The 16,784-nt window shown below is 32.2% G+C and carries 12 protein-coding genes and 1 tRNA gene; 6 read left to right on the top strand and 7 right to left on the bottom strand.

Annotated features, from left to right (window positions below; genetic code table 11):
* Window positions 1-70 precede the first annotated feature (70 nt).
* From gcvP to LPC16_RS03815, 3 genes are all read right to left on the bottom strand, one after another.
* Window positions 71-3,031: an aminomethyl-transferring glycine dehydrogenase gene (gene gcvP, locus LPC16_RS03805; protein ID WP_229636873.1), complete on the bottom strand. Its 2,961-nt coding sequence runs from the start codon at window positions 3,029-3,031 to the stop codon at window positions 71-73.
* A gap of 101 nt (window positions 3,032-3,132) precedes the next feature.
* Window positions 3,133-5,004 (bottom strand): precorrin-3B C(17)-methyltransferase, encoded by a 1,872-nt coding sequence (gene cobJ, locus LPC16_RS03810; protein WP_229637716.1) that lies wholly within the window; start codon window positions 5,002-5,004, stop codon window positions 3,133-3,135.
* A 155-nt stretch (window positions 5,005-5,159) separates the two neighbouring features.
* Entirely contained in the window at window positions 5,160-6,953 is a 1,794-nt protein-coding gene (locus LPC16_RS03815; RefSeq protein ID WP_229636874.1) for a chromosome segregation ATPase, read from the bottom strand.
* Window positions 6,954-7,735: 782 nt separating this feature from the next.
* On the opposite strand from LPC16_RS03815, the gene LPC16_RS03820 reads away from it, so the two are divergent.
* Both LPC16_RS03820 and LPC16_RS06185 read left to right on the top strand, forming a co-directional pair.
* A complete protein-coding gene (locus tag LPC16_RS03820; RefSeq protein ID WP_040054233.1) occupies window positions 7,736-9,679 on the top strand; it encodes a cation:proton antiporter in 1,944 nt (647 codons plus the stop codon).
* Window positions 9,680-9,750: 71 nt separating this feature from the next.
* Window positions 9,751-9,873, top strand: coding sequence for a DUF8629 family protein (locus tag LPC16_RS06185; protein WP_040054282.1), 123 nt, complete (start codon window positions 9,751-9,753; stop codon window positions 9,871-9,873).
* Between the two features lie 242 nt (window positions 9,874-10,115).
* Here LPC16_RS06185 and LPC16_RS03825 read toward each other — a convergent pair whose 3' ends face one another.
* Both LPC16_RS03825 and LPC16_RS03830 read right to left on the bottom strand, forming a co-directional pair.
* Window positions 10,116-11,090, bottom strand: coding sequence for an ABC transporter permease (locus LPC16_RS03825; RefSeq protein WP_229636875.1), 975 nt, complete (start codon window positions 11,088-11,090; stop codon window positions 10,116-10,118).
* Window positions 11,091-11,143: 53 nt separating this feature from the next.
* Window positions 11,144-11,662, bottom strand: coding sequence for an adenine phosphoribosyltransferase (locus LPC16_RS03830; protein WP_040054235.1), 519 nt, complete (start codon window positions 11,660-11,662; stop codon window positions 11,144-11,146).
* Between the two features lie 620 nt (window positions 11,663-12,282).
* Here LPC16_RS03830 and LPC16_RS03835 point away from each other — a divergent pair.
* The 4 genes from LPC16_RS03835 to LPC16_RS03850 all read left to right on the top strand — a co-directional run bounded on the left by LPC16_RS03835 (window position 12,283) and on the right by LPC16_RS03850 (window position 13,936).
* The gene (locus LPC16_RS03835; RefSeq protein ID WP_040054236.1) at window positions 12,283-12,855 is read left to right on the top strand and encodes a peroxiredoxin; all 573 of its coding nucleotides are present in this window, start codon (window positions 12,283-12,285) and stop codon (window positions 12,853-12,855) included.
* A gap of 104 nt (window positions 12,856-12,959) precedes the next feature.
* A tRNA-His gene (locus tag LPC16_RS03840) sits at window positions 12,960-13,032 on the top strand.
* Window positions 13,033-13,224: 192 nt separating this feature from the next.
* Window positions 13,225-13,383 carry a hypothetical protein gene (locus tag LPC16_RS03845; protein WP_229636876.1) on the top strand — a complete coding sequence of 53 codons (159 nt, stop codon included), beginning with the start codon at window positions 13,225-13,227 and terminating at the stop codon, window positions 13,381-13,383.
* Window positions 13,384-13,393: 10 nt separating this feature from the next.
* On the top strand, window positions 13,394-13,936 hold the full coding sequence (locus tag LPC16_RS03850; RefSeq protein ID WP_407084197.1) for a 4'-phosphopantetheinyl transferase family protein: 543 nt from the start codon (window positions 13,394-13,396) through the stop codon (window positions 13,934-13,936).
* A 14-nt stretch (window positions 13,937-13,950) separates the two neighbouring features.
* Here the strand turns inward: LPC16_RS03850 and LPC16_RS03855 are convergent, their stop codons facing one another.
* Together LPC16_RS03855 and LPC16_RS03860 are read right to left on the bottom strand one after the other, a co-directional pair.
* Window positions 13,951-14,505 (bottom strand): DUF2808 domain-containing protein, encoded by a 555-nt coding sequence (locus LPC16_RS03855; RefSeq protein WP_229636878.1) that lies wholly within the window; start codon window positions 14,503-14,505, stop codon window positions 13,951-13,953.
* A gap of 59 nt (window positions 14,506-14,564) precedes the next feature.
* Complete coding sequence (locus LPC16_RS03860) at window positions 14,565-16,712, bottom strand: polyribonucleotide nucleotidyltransferase (RefSeq protein ID WP_040054237.1); 2,148 nt, start codon at window positions 16,710-16,712, stop codon at window positions 14,565-14,567.
* Window positions 16,713-16,784 lie beyond the last annotated feature (72 nt).

Consider the following 16,784-nt stretch of genomic DNA (forward strand, 5'->3'; position numbering starts at 1 on the left):
AAATACAAACGATTTTTAGTTCTCTATTCTTTGAGGATAACTAATATTAGACTGATGATATAACATATCCTTAGTCTTGTTTATATGCTTCCATTCCATCACATGAACATACAAGATTTCTATCTCCAAACGCATTATCAATACGTCCTACTGATGGCCAGAATTTATTTTTTTTTGTCCAAGGAGAGGGATAAGCAGCTTTTTCTCTCGAATAAGGCCGATTCCATTCGTCACAAGCTATTTCTATAGCAGTATGAGGACAGTTTTTTAAGGGATTATTGGTACGGTCAATTTCACCACTTGCAATCATTTTTACTTCTTCATAGATTGCTATCATAGCATTACAGAAACGATCTAATTCTGGTAGATTTTCACTTTCAGTTGGCTCTATCATCATTGTTCCTATTACAGGCCAAGAGATTGTAGGTGCATGAAAGCCAAAGTCCATTAATCTTTTTGCAACATCTTCTACTTCGATTGACGTCTGTTTTTTAAGAGGGCGTAGATCAATAATGCATTCATGTGCTACATATCCAGAATCTCCTTTGAATAAAATAGGATAGTAACTAGATAAACGATGAGCAATATAGTTAGCATTAAGAATAGCTATCTTTGTAGCTTGAGTTAAGCCTTTACTCCCCATCATAGCAATATACATCCAAGAAATTACTAAAATATTAGCACTCCCCCATGGGGCAGCAGATACTGCACCTATAGAATCAAGATTTACTTCTTTAATATCATAAGGATTCATATATTTTTCTATGTTGGTATTAGGAAGAAAACGGACAAGATGAGACTTAACGCCGATAGGTCCTACTCCTGGACCTCCTCCTCCGTGAGGAATACAAAAAGTTTTATGTAAATTTAGGTGACAAACATCGGCTCCGATATCAGCAGGACGCATTAGTCCAACTTGAGCATTCATATTGGCCCCATCCATATAAACTTGTCCACCATGATGATGAATAATACTACAAATATCTATGATTTGTTTCTCAAAAACCCCATGGGTGGAAGGATAGGTAATCATTAATGCTGCTAAATTATGTTCATACATTTTAGCTTTTTGTTTTAAATCTAAAATGTCTATATTTCCATTTTTATCGCACTTTACTACTATAACTGTCATGCCACACATTACTGCACTAGCAGGGTTTGTCCCGTGAGCAGATTCAGGAATGAGACATATATTTCTTTGAATTTCTTTATGCGCTTTATGATAGCGAAGAATTACTTGCAATCCTGCATATTCACCCTGAGAACCTGCATTGGGCTGCAATGATATTCCAGAAAAACCTGTTATCTCTCCTAACCATTGTTCTAATTGCTGAAACAAGATACCATATCCTAGTGCTTGGTCAAGAGGAACAAAAGGGTGAATTTTACTGAACTCAGGCCAAGTTACAGGCGTCATCTCTGCAGTAGCATTTAATTTCATAGTACATGATCCTAGAGGGATCATAGAAGTATTTAAGGCTAAGTCTTTTTTTTCTAGCTGATGCAAATATCTAATGAGTTCATTCTCAGAATGATAGCTACTAAAAATTGGATCTATAAGATATGGTGTAGTACGTTCGAGATTAAGGGGCAAATGAAAATCTGCTTTATTTATTACTTCTTCGATAGAAAATGGTAGCTTATCTTGTTCCGCAAAAATTTGCCAGAGCTCAACTATATCATCAACAGTTGTAGTTTCATTTAGACTAATGCTGATTACCCCTTTCTTGAATAATCGTAAATTTACCTTTTTCTCTAACGCTGTTTCAATAATTCTATTTTGTCTATCTTTCTCTAAACTTAAGTTAATCGTATCAAAAAATGGATCATTGCTTACAACATAATTTAACTTTTTTAGACCATCTTTTAGTATGACAGCTAGTTTATATATTTTTAAAGAAATATTTTTTATCCCTTCAGGTCCATGATAAACAGCATACATCCCTGCGACTATTGCTAGTAAAACTTGTGCAGTACAGATATTACTTGTTGCCTTTTCACGTTTAATGTGCTGTTCTCTAGTCTGTAATGCTAATCTAAGAGCAGGGTTTCCTCTTACATCTTTAGAAACTCCAACGATACGTCCTGGAATTTGCCTTTTATACCTTTCTCTTGTTGCAAAGTATGCAGCATGTGGTCCACCATATCCTAGAGGTACACCAAAACGTTGTGTAGTACCTATTGCAATATCAGCTCCAAATTCTCCAGGAGGAGTAATTAGAGCTAAGCTTAGTAAATCGGCAGCAACAGTAACTAAAGCATTTTTTTCATGAATGTCTTCAATGAAACAACGATAATCATGTATCGAACCATCCGTAGCAGGATATTGTAGAAGTGCACCAAAGATATTATCGTCACATTTAAAAGTTCTATGGTCATCTACGATAATTTTAATATTTAAGGGATTTGCACGAGTTTGAAGAACCTGTATAGTTTGTGGATGACACAAAGAAGAAACAAAGAAAGTATGAGCAGTTTTGTTTTTACATAAGAAATAACTCATACTCATTGCTTCGGCCGCAGCTGTTCCTTCATCTAGAAGCGAAGCATTAGCAATTTCAAGTCCAGTTAATTCAATTATCATTGTTTGATAATTGATAAGAGCTTCTAACCTACCTTGTGATATTTCTGCTTGATAAGGAGTATATGCTGTATACCAACTAGGGTTTTCTAAAATATTACGTTGAATTACTGAAGGAGTAATACAGTCATGATATCCCATTCCAATATAAGAACGAAATACTTTGTTTTTTGAAGCAAAAGACTTTAATTGAGCTAATGCTTCATGTTCACTTTTAGGTTCTGGTAAACTGAGATTTTTGTGATATCTTATGTGATGAGGTATTATTGTATCAATTAGTTGATCTATATTAGAGAAGCCTAGTATATTGATTATTGCATCTATTTCTTGACTATTCGACCCTATATGTCTGCTGAGAAAATTATCAGCTGATGAAAAAATTTGATTAACTTCTAAGTTCTTTCTATCGTTATTCTGAATATAGTTAGTAGCTAAGTTTTGATCAAGCATATTAATAAATATACATTATATTTTTATTGAATCTTTAAAATCTATTATCTTAATAATTAAAAAATCTACATTGAATAAATGAAATAAAACATAGAATTACATTATTTCTGCATTTTCTTATGATGGTATCCTCTTGGTGTAATCACTAGGTCTTTATAAAAAAAGGTACTATGATTGCCAATAAGTACAGTAGTTAACATATCTATATAATATCCTAACATTTCGTTCAATGTTGTAAGCACTATGGTTTCATTTTTACGATATGCGCAGCGAACTAAAGCAACAGGAGTATTTGGATCACGATATTTTAAAAAGATGGCTCGAGCCACAATAATTTGATGTGTTCTAGTTTTTGATTTTGGATTATAAATAGCAGTAACAAAATCTCCTTGAGCAGCAGCTTTTAAACGTTTTTTAATTACACTCCAAGGTGTTAATAGATCACTTAAACTAATTGCACAAAAATCGTGCATTAGAGGTGTACCAACCCTAGCGGCAGCAGCTTGTAAAGCTGTAATTCCTGGAAAAATTTTGATATCGATAATATTATCTTTTTTGTAAGTATTTTTAAGTTTTTCTAGTACTAACCCTCCCATAGCATAAATACCACAGTCACCTGATGATATAACTACAACATTTAGTCCCCATTGTGCTAGTTCAACTGATCTTTCCGCACGTTTTTCTTCTTCAGTAATAGGTAAATCTTCAATAATTTGACCAGGGTGAAATAAACTTTTTATGAGATCTAAATATAAAGAATAACCGACAATAGCATCGGCTTCAGCAATTGCTTTCTTTGCTGCAGGAGTTATTTGATCTAAACTTCCAGGCCCTATCCCTACTAAATATAATTTTCCTTTTCTTCCTATATATTCTGTACTGCTTTGGGCTATAGCGATAGTAACTGCTTGATCTTCAAATTTTACAATTTGCTTAGAGACTAAAAGAACAGTATCATTATTAAAAAAATAATTAGAGCTATAAATAGCAGCAGCTTCTGCCACACTAGCAGTTCCTAATTCTTGCTTTACAATTGCTGAAGGATTAGGAACACTAACCTTATCTAGAGTATTCACAGAATAGGTAAAGAAAGGTAACTGCTTAATTTGGCAATATTTAATAATACCAATTTCATCTTTTTTTAAATCAACAGATGCTATCCCAGCTATTGCTTCTGGTGCTAAGCCATGTTGATCAAAAACTGTAGATATAGCATCAGAAATCAGTTTATAAGATGCTCCTCTTGTGGATCCTATACCTATCCACAATACTCGGGGATACCATTGTATAGTGGGAATATCAGCTTTTGTATCTAGAGGATACTTTCTATGGCTAATGATAATATATGATGTTGATTTTTGATCCCTTTTAATATCAGGTAAGGAAAATTTAAAATTATAATTATTTAAAAAGTTTTTTCTCCAAAGAAATGAGCCGCCTTCTTGTATTATTTGTACAGTTTTCTGACAAGCGATCGCATAACTTACATCTTTCCATTTTCCTGCTCCTCTTCTCCATCCAAAGGGGAATCCTAATATATCAATACCCGGTAAATTTAGAGTATTTGATACACCAGTTATAACTGGCTCTGCATTTAAGTAACTCGCAATTAATTTAGTTAATTTATCTGCTCCTCCTTGATGCCCGCCGCATAGACTAATAACAAATTTACCTTCTGGATCTATGACAATAATAGCTGGATCATGAGTTTTACTTTTTAATAATGGAGCAATAAGACGAACTACAGCTCCAGCTGCCAAGCAAAATACTAGAGCACGATTTTTTAAAAAAATATCAGCCAAATGATTTTTAAGAGGACTGTGATAATAAAGGGTTTTTTCGTCAATTAAGGGTAACTTTTCTGGCATATAAAGTATTCCTCTTAAATCTTGACAAAGAGGATGTAAAAGACTGCAAGCCTGATTAGTAGTCCCAATCATTGCTACAGGATAAAGAATATTAGAAGAATACATGAGATGTGTTGATTTTTTATAATTTTTATCTATGGTAACGACTTTCACGAAAAAGAGTTAAATACACTAATTAAACTGTGAAAACTAAGAACAGAACTCTTAATATTAATCAATTATGATTTAGTCTCATATATAAATAACATAATAGAATATGCTTATTTTAATAAGTTATTCCAAGTTAATATCCTAGTCTTGGCAGAATTATATGCTGGGCTTTTCTCAGGAATTATTTTTGCTAGTTGAATTGCTTCATTAAATAGAGAACGATCAGCTAATTTTTGAGCCATAGATAGTATTTGAAAACTCCAACGCTTCAAGGATTTCTTTGTTTGAGGACTTACATCTGTTGAAGGTGGAATATTTTGTACGATGGAAATAGCGGAAACTAAAGATTGAGGAGTTTGTGATTGAGCTACTAAATAAGCTTTCTTTAAATCTTTTTTAGCTTTAACTTCTATTTGCCATTTTTTAATATCATTTTGTATCTTCCCATAGAGTGGTCGATCTGAAGTGATTTTTTTAGCGACGAGAATAGCTAATTCATAATTTTTAGTGTTTCCTATGATAATTGCTTGGTTTAAAATTAATTGATCTTCTTTTCGTTGAATATCTATGTACCATTGATAAGCTTTTTCTTTTGCTTGAGTTGAAAGTGCACGTTTTGAACCAATTGAATTTACCTCATTAATTGCTCTTTTTAAGTCTAAAATATTACCTCCTTCAGCTAAATTTTTAGCTTTATCTAAAATTGGTTTATCCTCTGCAATTTGTATTAAATTATTCCACTTATCAATTTCCTTTTTAGCTTCTTGATAATGAGAGTTGTTAGGAGGTATTAGTTCTATTAATTGAACTGCTGTTTTTAAATCTTTAATGGTGCCTTGAATAGCTAATTTTCTAGATTTTTGAAGATAAGCTATGTACTTTATATCTAATTCCCACATATCCACTAAATTATTTGATTTTTGATAAAGAGAACTATTTGAGTCGATTGCTTTAAGTGTCAGTATCGCAAGTTTCAAACTTTCTACTGTCCCTTTGTTGGCATCCAATCCTGCCTTAGCAATAACATGCCAGTCTTCAACTTTATCAGTAAATATATTTTTATCTGAAACTTTATTAATTACTTCTAATAATGTTGACCAATTTTTATTCTCAATCAATTCATTAATATGATTACTTATTTTAGATTCAGCATCTTGTATCAAACTTTGAGCTTTCCGATACGCATAACTATCAAAATTTATTTTCTGAGAGTCATTTATTGTAGTTAGCCAGTTATCAACTCCACCACGATTTAATAAAATAAATGCATTATCTAGTTGACCACTCTCTTTTTTTGCTAGTCTTATTTTTTTAATTGCATCATTATATCCAGTAGTAGCCCAATATTTATTAGGAAGATCAAGAAGCATTAATACTTCTCTGAAAGCTAAATTCCAACTAAAATTGTGCAACTGACTTTCCACCCTTACTAAGATTTTTTCACCTTCATTCCAGGAATTATTCCATTTCTTAATTCTTTGAGTCACTATGTCATAAGTATCGCTGTTAGTAGGTATTTTTTGAGCTATATTAATAGCTTGTTGTAACTGCCCCTGCTGAAATTTCTCTTCAGCAATATCTAAGATGGCTATTGTCCATTTTTTAATATTATATTTAATTTCACTATGAAGAGAATGCTTTTCGGGAAATATTTGGATCAAATTAATCGCTCTTAAAAAACCTTCTAAAGTATTTTTTTTCGCCTCTATTTGAGCACAATAAATTTTTATTGAGATCGAAGCGACAGGTAAAAAAAAACGAGTACATTTTGGTGTAATTGTAGGATCTAAAAAAATCAACGTACTTGTAAAGCCTGTCGTCCCAGAAAATATAATTAATAGAACTGCCCAAATTTGCCAAGAAATCTTACTGCTAATTGTAATAATTCGATGAAGTACAGTCATATAACTGTTAATTATTTCTTTGATTAGTCGAATATTTAAATGTTACCAGAAACCTTAGAAAAGTTTTAATCACTTCAAAATATATTGCTTAAACATAATTTGCGTTAGTAACCATCTTGAGTTTGTTCTGTAAAAAATGGTAATTATTTACATAGTATAAATACATAAAGGCTAAAGGAATAAAACATCTTAAATAAGTATCTACATATTTGACATGAACATTTGTACATGAAAAAAATATAAATATTGTTTAACAAACTATTAATTAAAATTTATTCATGAAAAGTTATCGATACAAGGTTTAACTATCTTCTGAAAAAACAAACTAATTATTATAATCATTTTATTTTTGATAGAAACAAATTACGAATAGATTAGTCAAAAGAAGATATGATTTTCGTTATATGATTTATTTCTTAGAAGCTTAGGCTTAGGTTCCTCTAATTTTTTTTTAATCTTCCCTCTGTATTTAGGGGGAAGATTAAAGTAGTAGATAGATTATTTTCCACATTATAAAATTTTAAAAGTTCTCAACTTTAATCTCTATATTACTTATCAGAAATGATTTTTACCTCTACACTGAAGCCAGTACCTAAAATAAAGAAACTTAATTGTATTAATATCTAAATGTTAAGATATGAGAATAAATTATTCTATTACAAAAATAGTATTTTAAAAAACCTTGTATGTATCCTGAATATTTTTGTGATTGTATTCTTAACTGATTCTGGGTGCTATTTTACCAACACGCCCTTTAAAAGTTATCTGCCATTAATAAGTTTATGGAACTATCCTTTGAACTCACTTTGCAAATTGTGATAGCTGTTTTAGCAGGCATTAGTGCTCAAGTTATTGCTGAACTTTTCAGAGTTCCGAGCATTGTCTTTTTACTCTTGTTTGGCATGCTATTGGGTGCAGATGGTTTTAATTTTCTTCATCCTCATGGACTAGGTGTTGGATTAGAAGTTTTAGTTGCTTTATCAGTAGCAATTATCCTTTTTGAAGGAGGTTTAAATTTAGAACTGCGTGATCTAGGAAGAGTCTCAGGTAGTCTCCGAAATTTAGTTACTTTTGGTACTCTAATTACTTTGGTTGGTGGCGGTATGGCTGCCCACTGGTTTGCAGAGTTTCCTTGGTCTATTGCGTTTCTTTATGCCGCTTTAGTTGTTGTTACTGGTCCAACTGTAATAAGTCCTTTACTTAAACAGGTAGAAGTAGAACGAAAAGTGGCTACATTATTAGAAAGTGAAGGAGTTCTTATCGATCCTGTAGGCGCAATTTTAGCAGTAGTAGTTTTTGATACTATTCTCAACAGCAATGCTAGTCCTTTAGAAATTGTTAGTGGCTTATTATTGAGATTTGCAATTGGTGTAATCATTGGTGGTGTTAGTGGAGCTGCTCTAGGCTTTATTCTTAAGAATACTAGTTTCCTGTCAGAAGATCTTCGAAATTTAGTTGTGCTTGCAGGAGTATGGGGACTATTTGGGTTAGCTCAACTTATTCGAAGTGAATCAGGTCTTATGGCAACGGTAGTAGCAGGAATTGTGCTTAGAGCTTCTTCTATCCCTGATGAAAGGCTTTTGAGAAGATTTAAAGGGCAATTAACAGTTTTATGTGTTTCCGTATTGTTTATTCTTTTGGCTGCAGATCTATCTATTGACAGTATTTTTGCTCTAGGCTGGGGAAGTGTTCTTACAGTTTTTACTTTGATGTGGATAGTAAGACCTATTAGTGTCATTCTTTGCACCATTAATAGTGATTTAAGTTGGAGACAAAAATTTTTTCTTGGGTGGATAGCTCCAAGAGGGATTGTTTCAGCTTCAATTGCATCCTTATTTGCTATTCTACTAACTCAACAAGGCATCAATGGTGGAGATTCAATTAAAGCTTTAGTGTTTTTAACCATTATGATGACAGTCTTCATTCAAGGCTTATCTGCTCGCTGGGTAGCAAAAGGATTAAAAATTACTGCTGTTGAAGCTAAAGGAGCTGTTATTGTTGGATGCAATTCTCTAGGAAGATTAATGGGAAAACTTTTCACACAAAGAGGAGAGTCAGTTGTTTTAATTGATACTGATCCAGAAGCATGTGATCAAGCTCAATCTGAAGGTCTATCAGTATTTCAGAGTAGTGCATTAGATCCTAACGTTTTAGAAGAGGCTGGGATTGGTTCAATGGGAACTTTTATGGCTTTGACAAGTAATGGCCAAGTAAATTTGGTGTTAGCTCAACGTGCTGTTGAGGAGTTTAAACCTCCTAGAGTGTTTGCTATTTTTCCTAGTAATTCTAATAGGGATCAAACTTCAAACAAAACAAAAATAATGCGGGCTTTCATAGACCAACAATTAATTAAGATCTGGAACCAATATCTTATAGAAGGACAGTTTAAATTAGGAATTACTCATTTTCAAGAATCAGGATTATTCCCAAAACAAGCTCATTTTCTTACCTTAATTAAAGAAGGAGAAGTTTTACCTCTTTTAATTAAAAGGAAAGGTAGTTTGCAGATAGTTCAAGCTTCTCAAGATTGGCAAATTGGCGATGAAATTATTTACCTTTTACGTGATCCTCGTCCAAAACTATTAAAACATCTCTCAGGAAAAGTTAAGGTATCTAAAGAATTAATTATGGAATTTCTACCAGAAGTTGAAGAATTTCCTTCTTCAACTTCTGGTTTGATAAATCCACTATTAGCAAATCCATCTACAGAAGTAATTGAAAACTAACTTCTATTTATATTAATTTAGACAAGATATTGTAAGATTATTACTCAAATATAAAGGTTAACAATATGATTATGGATGCTAAATTAATTCTGGTTATTCTAACTGCCGTTTTTACTGTATCATGCCTATTTTTTGGGACTAAAAATGGTTTCTATGATTCTGATGATTATAAAGGTAATGGAACAGCTCATTAACAAACTATTCTTAATATTACTAATTATGCATAATTAGTAATATTTTTGGTTGATATATAAATATATCAACCATTTTTTGTCGAGCAATAAAAAAAATAATTTACTTATTTAGTATAAATAGTAAATCTATTAGTCAGGTAATTAATTATATATTACGTTTCTATAAATAATTAATATTAGTTTTATCTGTAAAGTATTCTTAATTTATATGCATTGAAAAAGAGTATCTCAAACAATAATTTTCATGTCTTTTCTAACTGAATTCGAGGATCAACTAAAACAAGTAGTAAATCTGCTAGTATGTTGCCAATAACTAACATTACTGCACTCATTGTTAAACTGCCCATGACTAAATACAAATCTTGTGCAGTGACTGCTTGTAAAATCAAACGTCCTAACCCTGGCCAATTGAAGAAAAATTCAGCTATAAAAGCTCCTCCTAATAAATTGGCAAATTCTAATCCTAATAGAGTAACTAAGGGATTAATTGCATTACGTAATGCATGATTATATATTACTTTTTCTTCCGAAAGTCCTTTCGCTCTAGCAGTTACTATATAGTTCCTTTGCATTACATCTAACATTTGTCCTCTCATTAATCTCATTAATCCAGCAAAGCCAATAATACTTAAGGTAATTGTCGGTAATATCATATGCCATCCTATATCTAATATTTTGCCAACTAACGATAGTTCATCATGTTCTAAACTAGTCATGTTTCCAACTGGTAAAATAGGAGATATGTGTTGAGCAATAATTAAAATAATTAAGGCTGCAATAAATCTAGGTAAACCTTGTCCAAGGTAACTAATTATTCTTAATGATTTATCTATCCAAGTATTTTGTTTCACTGCACTTAAAATTCCTAGCGGTATGGCAATTATCCAAGTTAAAACTATAGAGAAAATAGAGAGCAGTAATGTTGCTGGTATTCTTTCCGCCAATAAAGATGATACAGAACGATTATAAACAAAACTTTCCCCAAAATTCAGATGGGTTATTACTTGTGCTAACCATTTCCAATATTGAATATAAAATGGTTGATCAAGACCAAAACGAATATTTAGCTCTTGAATTATTTCTCGTGAGATTTTAGGATTTTGCCTTAGAGTATCTAAGTAATCTCCCGGAGCAATTTGGATAATAATAAAGCTTAATATTGAAGTTAATAATATAGTTAAGAGACCTTGAAAAAGTCTCTTTGAAATATAAAACATTATTTTAACGATGAATTAAAGGGCTACATAAATAATAATAAAATAGTTATATATTAATATTTAACTAAACTAATAATAGGAACATCAGGTAATTTTTTACGGCCTTCTAAAGATTCTAATTCAATAATAAAAGCGAATCCTAAAACATTACAACCAACTTTTTTGAGTAGTTCAATTGTTGCTTGCGCTGTACCACCTGTCGCTAACAAGTCATCTACAATTACGACACTATGAAAATTTTGTAAGGCATCTTGGTGAATTTCTAAAGTATCTGTACCGTACTCTAAATCATATTGAACTTGATAGACTGAGCTAGGAAGCTTACCAGGCTTTCTGACAGGTATAAAACCTGAATTTAGTTGATAAGCTAACGGAGCACCAAAAATAAATCCTCGTGATTCCATTCCAATTACATGATCAGGCAATAAATTAGCTTCTCGACATTTATTAGTTAGCAAGTTAATTGTATATTGCAATCCTTTTGGATTATTTAATAAAGTTGTAATATCACGAAATACTATACCAGGCTTAGGAAAATTGGGAATATCACGAATTAATTCTTTAAGGTCCATTAATTCTCTCTTAATAATTACTTTGGTTAATGATTATATATCAATCCCTATTTTATATTAATCCTTATTTACTATTTATGATTATAGTTACTTGTTTCCGATTACTAAATTTTTATAAATATAATCTAAAACTTAATAAAAATAGACTAGCTAAGTTAACTAATCTAATTAGTTTAAAAATCATTTATTTAGTGTAGTTAGTAATATTTTAAAGGTTAAATATTTTTATATTTTTATCTAAGCAGTTTTGTCAGGTCAATAAATATCCTAAATATTTGCAAATGCTCTGGATATTACCAAAAATTATGTAATCATCAAAAATTATTTAACTGTTAAAAATAGAATTTTATTAATTAAGATTTCGGACAAAAATTGTTTTTTTTCTATTTATTTTCGAAGAATAGACTTTCTAGGTAATTTAAAAACTGTTTTACATCAATTTGCTCGTTTAATGTAGAGATATCTCTATATTGCGATGTCTAAAATTCTATTATTTTAAACTTATATAATTTTTTTTACTAAATCAAACTATTTTAACTATTGACTTTTTCTTCGATTAAGAATTACTTTAAGTTGTAGCAGCAAAGGCTGATTCAAATTTGATTGTCAAGAGGTGAAATATGGGCGTTATTGAAACTGTACCCAATGTTGTATTTAAAACCCGTGTTCGTGATGAGTCTGTAGCTGGACCCAACCCTTATCGTTGGCAAGATCTAACTACTCAAGAGATTTTTAAAGGCAAGAAGGTCGTTGTTTTTTCCCTACCTGGTGCATTTACTCCAACCTGCTCATCTAACCATCTGCCTCGCTACGAAGAATTATACAGTGAGTTTAAAGCATTAGGAATAGACGCTATCGTTTGTTTATCAGTTAATGATGCTTTTGTTATGTTTCAATGGGGTAAGCAGCAAGAGGCGAAAAACGTTTTCTTACTGCCTGATGGGAATGGTGAATTTACTCGTAAAATGGGTATGTTAGTTGATAAATCTAATCTTGGTTTCGGAATGCGCTCATGGCGTTATTCCATGTTGGTCAACAACTGTGAAATCGAGAAGATTTTTGTTGAGTCTGATTTTAGTGATAATTGTCCTAGTGATCCCTTTGAAGTATCCGATGCTGATACCATGTTAGCTTATCTCAAGGGTGATAAATCTTCAGGTGTTTCTAAACCAGTAAAAGCCTTTATTGGTTAGTCTCAAATAAATAATACTATCTGCTAAGAAATCAATTTTTTATGTTGATTCCTTAACAGATAGTATTCATTCTCTAAAAATATGTTATATTAGGTAATCGTATGGCGAGCGTAGCCAAGTGGTTAAGGCAGCGGGTTGTGGTCCCGCCACTCGTGGGTTCGAGTCCCATCGTTCGCCCTTATAGTTTTCTAACTTATGTCTCTACATGAGAAAGTTTTTTCTTCATCTCTATTATGTGATTTTATCAAATTTTAGACGTCATTATTTAACACTTAGGCATACAAAAAATTTGGCTTCAGCAGTAGTCTAAGTTTTATATAGAATTTGAATATATCTTGTTTAATAAACAATCTTTGACTATATTGAACGATGTGGAAATACTCTACTGATACGCTTATTATCAATCCTCAAGAAATTCATGTATGGAAAATTGATTTATCAACATCTTATTTGTTTGTTGAATTTTATTTAACCATGCTTAATCAGGAAGAAAAAAAAAATTCCTCACATCCAATTTGTAAAAGATAAGAAACGTTTTATCCTCTCCCGAGGAGCATTAAAACTTATTCTGAGTAAATATTTACTAATTGCTCCTAACCAAATAAATCTTGAGTACACTACTCGCGGCAAGCCTAAACTTGTTGATTCGATTAATACTAAACAGATAGAGTTTAATATTTCTCACTCTGAAGAATTAATAATTTGCGGGATTACATGTCAATATCCTATTGGAGTTGATATTGAATATATTCGTCCTTTATTAGGTATGGAAAAAATTGCAAAGCGTTTCTTCTGTTTTCAAGAATTTAGTAAGCTCAAAAGCTTCAATTCTTATGACAAAAATATTGAATTTTTAAGACTCTGGACAGGAAAAGAAGCATACCTAAAAGCAACAGGAGAAGGAATAAGTCAAAGACTAAATACAGTGAAGATAATAACTGATTATCCTATGCAAATTATTGATGTCTCTCCTTTAAATTATCTTCCATGGAGAATACTGTCTTTTATTACTCAATCAAATTATTTAATAAGCATAGTTACATTAGAAAAAAAACAAAAAATTTATTATTGGAAAATTTAAAAAAATTCTCTTCTTTATGGAAAACTATTACCATGTTGACGGAAATTTAATGCTCCTGCTCCAATATATAATCCTTGAGGATGTTTACCTTCTGGATAAACTGTTATACCAAATTGATAATTTCCACCTACCACAGGATTATTTTTAGGTTTTACTACAATAAAAAAAGTTTCACCAGGCAGAATTGAAGATTTGAAGGTTATGGAAATTTTATTATTATCCAAATTTCTTTGAACTTTGCTGATAGGTAATTTATCTCCAGGGCTGATTGGTTTTCCGATAAAAGCAACAGTCTGATCTAAATTAAAATATATTTGATCAACTCCTTTAATTTGTTGTAATACTACCTTTTGTAAAGATACTCCAGTCTCTAAAGGCACTGTCATAACAAAATAATATTGTGCACCATGAACTTTAGTTTGACTTAGACTTGTTGTTGTATCAATTAATCTAGGAGATTTGTTGAATAAAATAATATTATTACCAACATTAAGTGAAATTAGGGAAGAACCAATTAAAAACATGCTTCCTGTGATTTGAAATATATTTTGCAAAATAGAAGTATTCACAATTAATTAAGTACTATTAAAATAAAAACCTAGGTTAACCTAGGTTTTTATTTTAATAGTTAAACTATTTTTCTAACAGCAGAAGCCTCATTTGGATGAATACCTAAACGAGTCAGATTTAAACGTCCTTTGTTGTCAATTTCACGTACTTTAACTACTACTTCATCTCCGACAGCAACTTCGTCTTCTACTTTTCCTACTCTTCTTTCGGCTAACTGAGAAATATGAATCATACCTTCTTTCCCTGGTAAAACTTCAACGAAAGCTCCAATAGGAATAATACGAGTAACACGACCCAAATAAACTTCTCCTTCGTTTAATTTACGTGTCATGTTGAAGATAATATCTTTTGCTTTTTCCGCTTTTTTCGCTTGAATAGCAGCAATAGTTACCATTCCATCATCAGAAATGTCAATTTTTGATCCAGTCTGTTCTGTAATACCTTTTATAGTCTTACCACCTGGACCAATAATTAATCCTATCATTTCAGGATCAATTTTCATAGTTAATAATCGAGGAGCAAATGTTGATAGTTCTGGACGTGGTTTATCAATAGTCGACAGCATTTTCTCAAGAATATGTAGACGAGCTGGTAAGGCCTGTCCAATAGCCTTTGCTATCACGTTCATTGATAATCCAGTAATTTTCATATCCATTTGCAAAGCCGTAATACCACTATCAGTTCCAGCGACTTTAAAATCCATATCTCCTAAGAAATCTTCAATTCCTTGAATATCTGTAAGAATACGTATTTCTTCACCTTCTTTAATAAGTCCCATAGCTGCTCCACTAACTGGTTTAGCAATAGGAACTCCAGCATCCATTAAAGCTAAAGTTGATCCACAAACAGATCCCATAGATGTAGAACCATTAGAAGAGAGAACTTCTGATACAATTCTAATGACATAAGGAAATTCTTCTTGTTGAGGTAATACAGGCAGGAGAGCACGTTCCGCTAAGGCTCCATGTCCAATTTCTCTTCTTCCTGGAGATCTTAATGGTTTAGTTTCTGCAACAGAAAAAGGAGGGAAATTATAATGATGCAGATAGCGCTTCTCATCCTCAGGATGCAAATCATCACCTAAATCTTGTGCATCCCCTGGAGTACCAAGAGTTGCTAGAGATAATACTTGAGTTAACCCTCTGTTGAATAGTCCACAACCATGTACTCTTGGAGGCAAAATGCCCACATTACAATAGATAGGACGAACCTCATCAAGTTTTCTACCATCTATACGAATCTCGTTGCTAATAATTTGAGATCGCATTAACTTTTTGGTTAAGCCTTTATAAAGATTATTTACAGCTTTAGGATCTTCCTTAACAGCAACTTTTATTGAATCTTCTTCTGGGAGATTAGTTATTATTTCATTAATAGTTGTTTCTTTAATTTGATCAAGAGCTGTATCTCTTTCTGCTTTGCCAAGGTTGTATTGAACTAAAACTTTTTTTATAGATTCAGATGATTGATCACTAATAAATTTTTCTAGAACTTCATTTTTTGCTGGAGGTTCGGCTTGCACCAATTTCATCCCCAGTTCTTCCATTATTTCTTGTTGTGCTCCAATTAGATCTCTAACTGCCTCATAACCAAAATCAATGGCTTCAATAACATCTTGTTCTGGAAGTTGATTGGCTCCAGCTTCAATCATCACAACGCCGTCAGGACTACCTGCAACAACTAAATCAAGATCTCCATCCTCTACTTCTCTGTAAGTAGGATTAATAATAAAATCATCTCCCACTAAACCAACTCTAACGGCTGCCATAGGTCCAAAGAAAGGAATTTGAGCTTGGATTACTGCCATAGAAGCACCTGTCACCGCTAAAACATCGGGAGGAACTTCTTCATCCATAGATAAAGTAGTAGCAATAATCTGAATATCGTTTCGAAGCCAATTAGGAAATAAAGGACGTAGAGGACGATCAATTAGCCTGCTAATGAGAATTGCCCTTTCTGGAGGACGTCCTTCTCTTCGTAAGAATCCTCCTGGAATTCGTCCTGCAGCATAAAGCCTTTCCTCATAATCTACAGTTAAAGGCAAAAAATCAATACCTTCTCTTCCTTTTGATGTTGTTGCCGTTACCAGAACTGCCGTATCTCCGGACTGAATTAGAATTGCTCCACCTGCTTGGGGAGCTAATAACCCTAGCTTTAGTCGAATATCTCTTCCGTCAAAAGATATTGATTTATCAAATTCTTGCATTCAACGTCTCTTCCCTTTTTTTATCATGTTTCTCTTTCTGTCGCAATCCTAACATTTTTAAGGAACTTGACG

It is taken from the genome of cyanobacterium endosymbiont of Braarudosphaera bigelowii (genome assembly GCF_020885515.1).
Lineage (GTDB): Bacteria > Cyanobacteriota > Cyanobacteriia > Cyanobacteriales > Microcystaceae > Atelocyanobacterium > Atelocyanobacterium thalassa_A.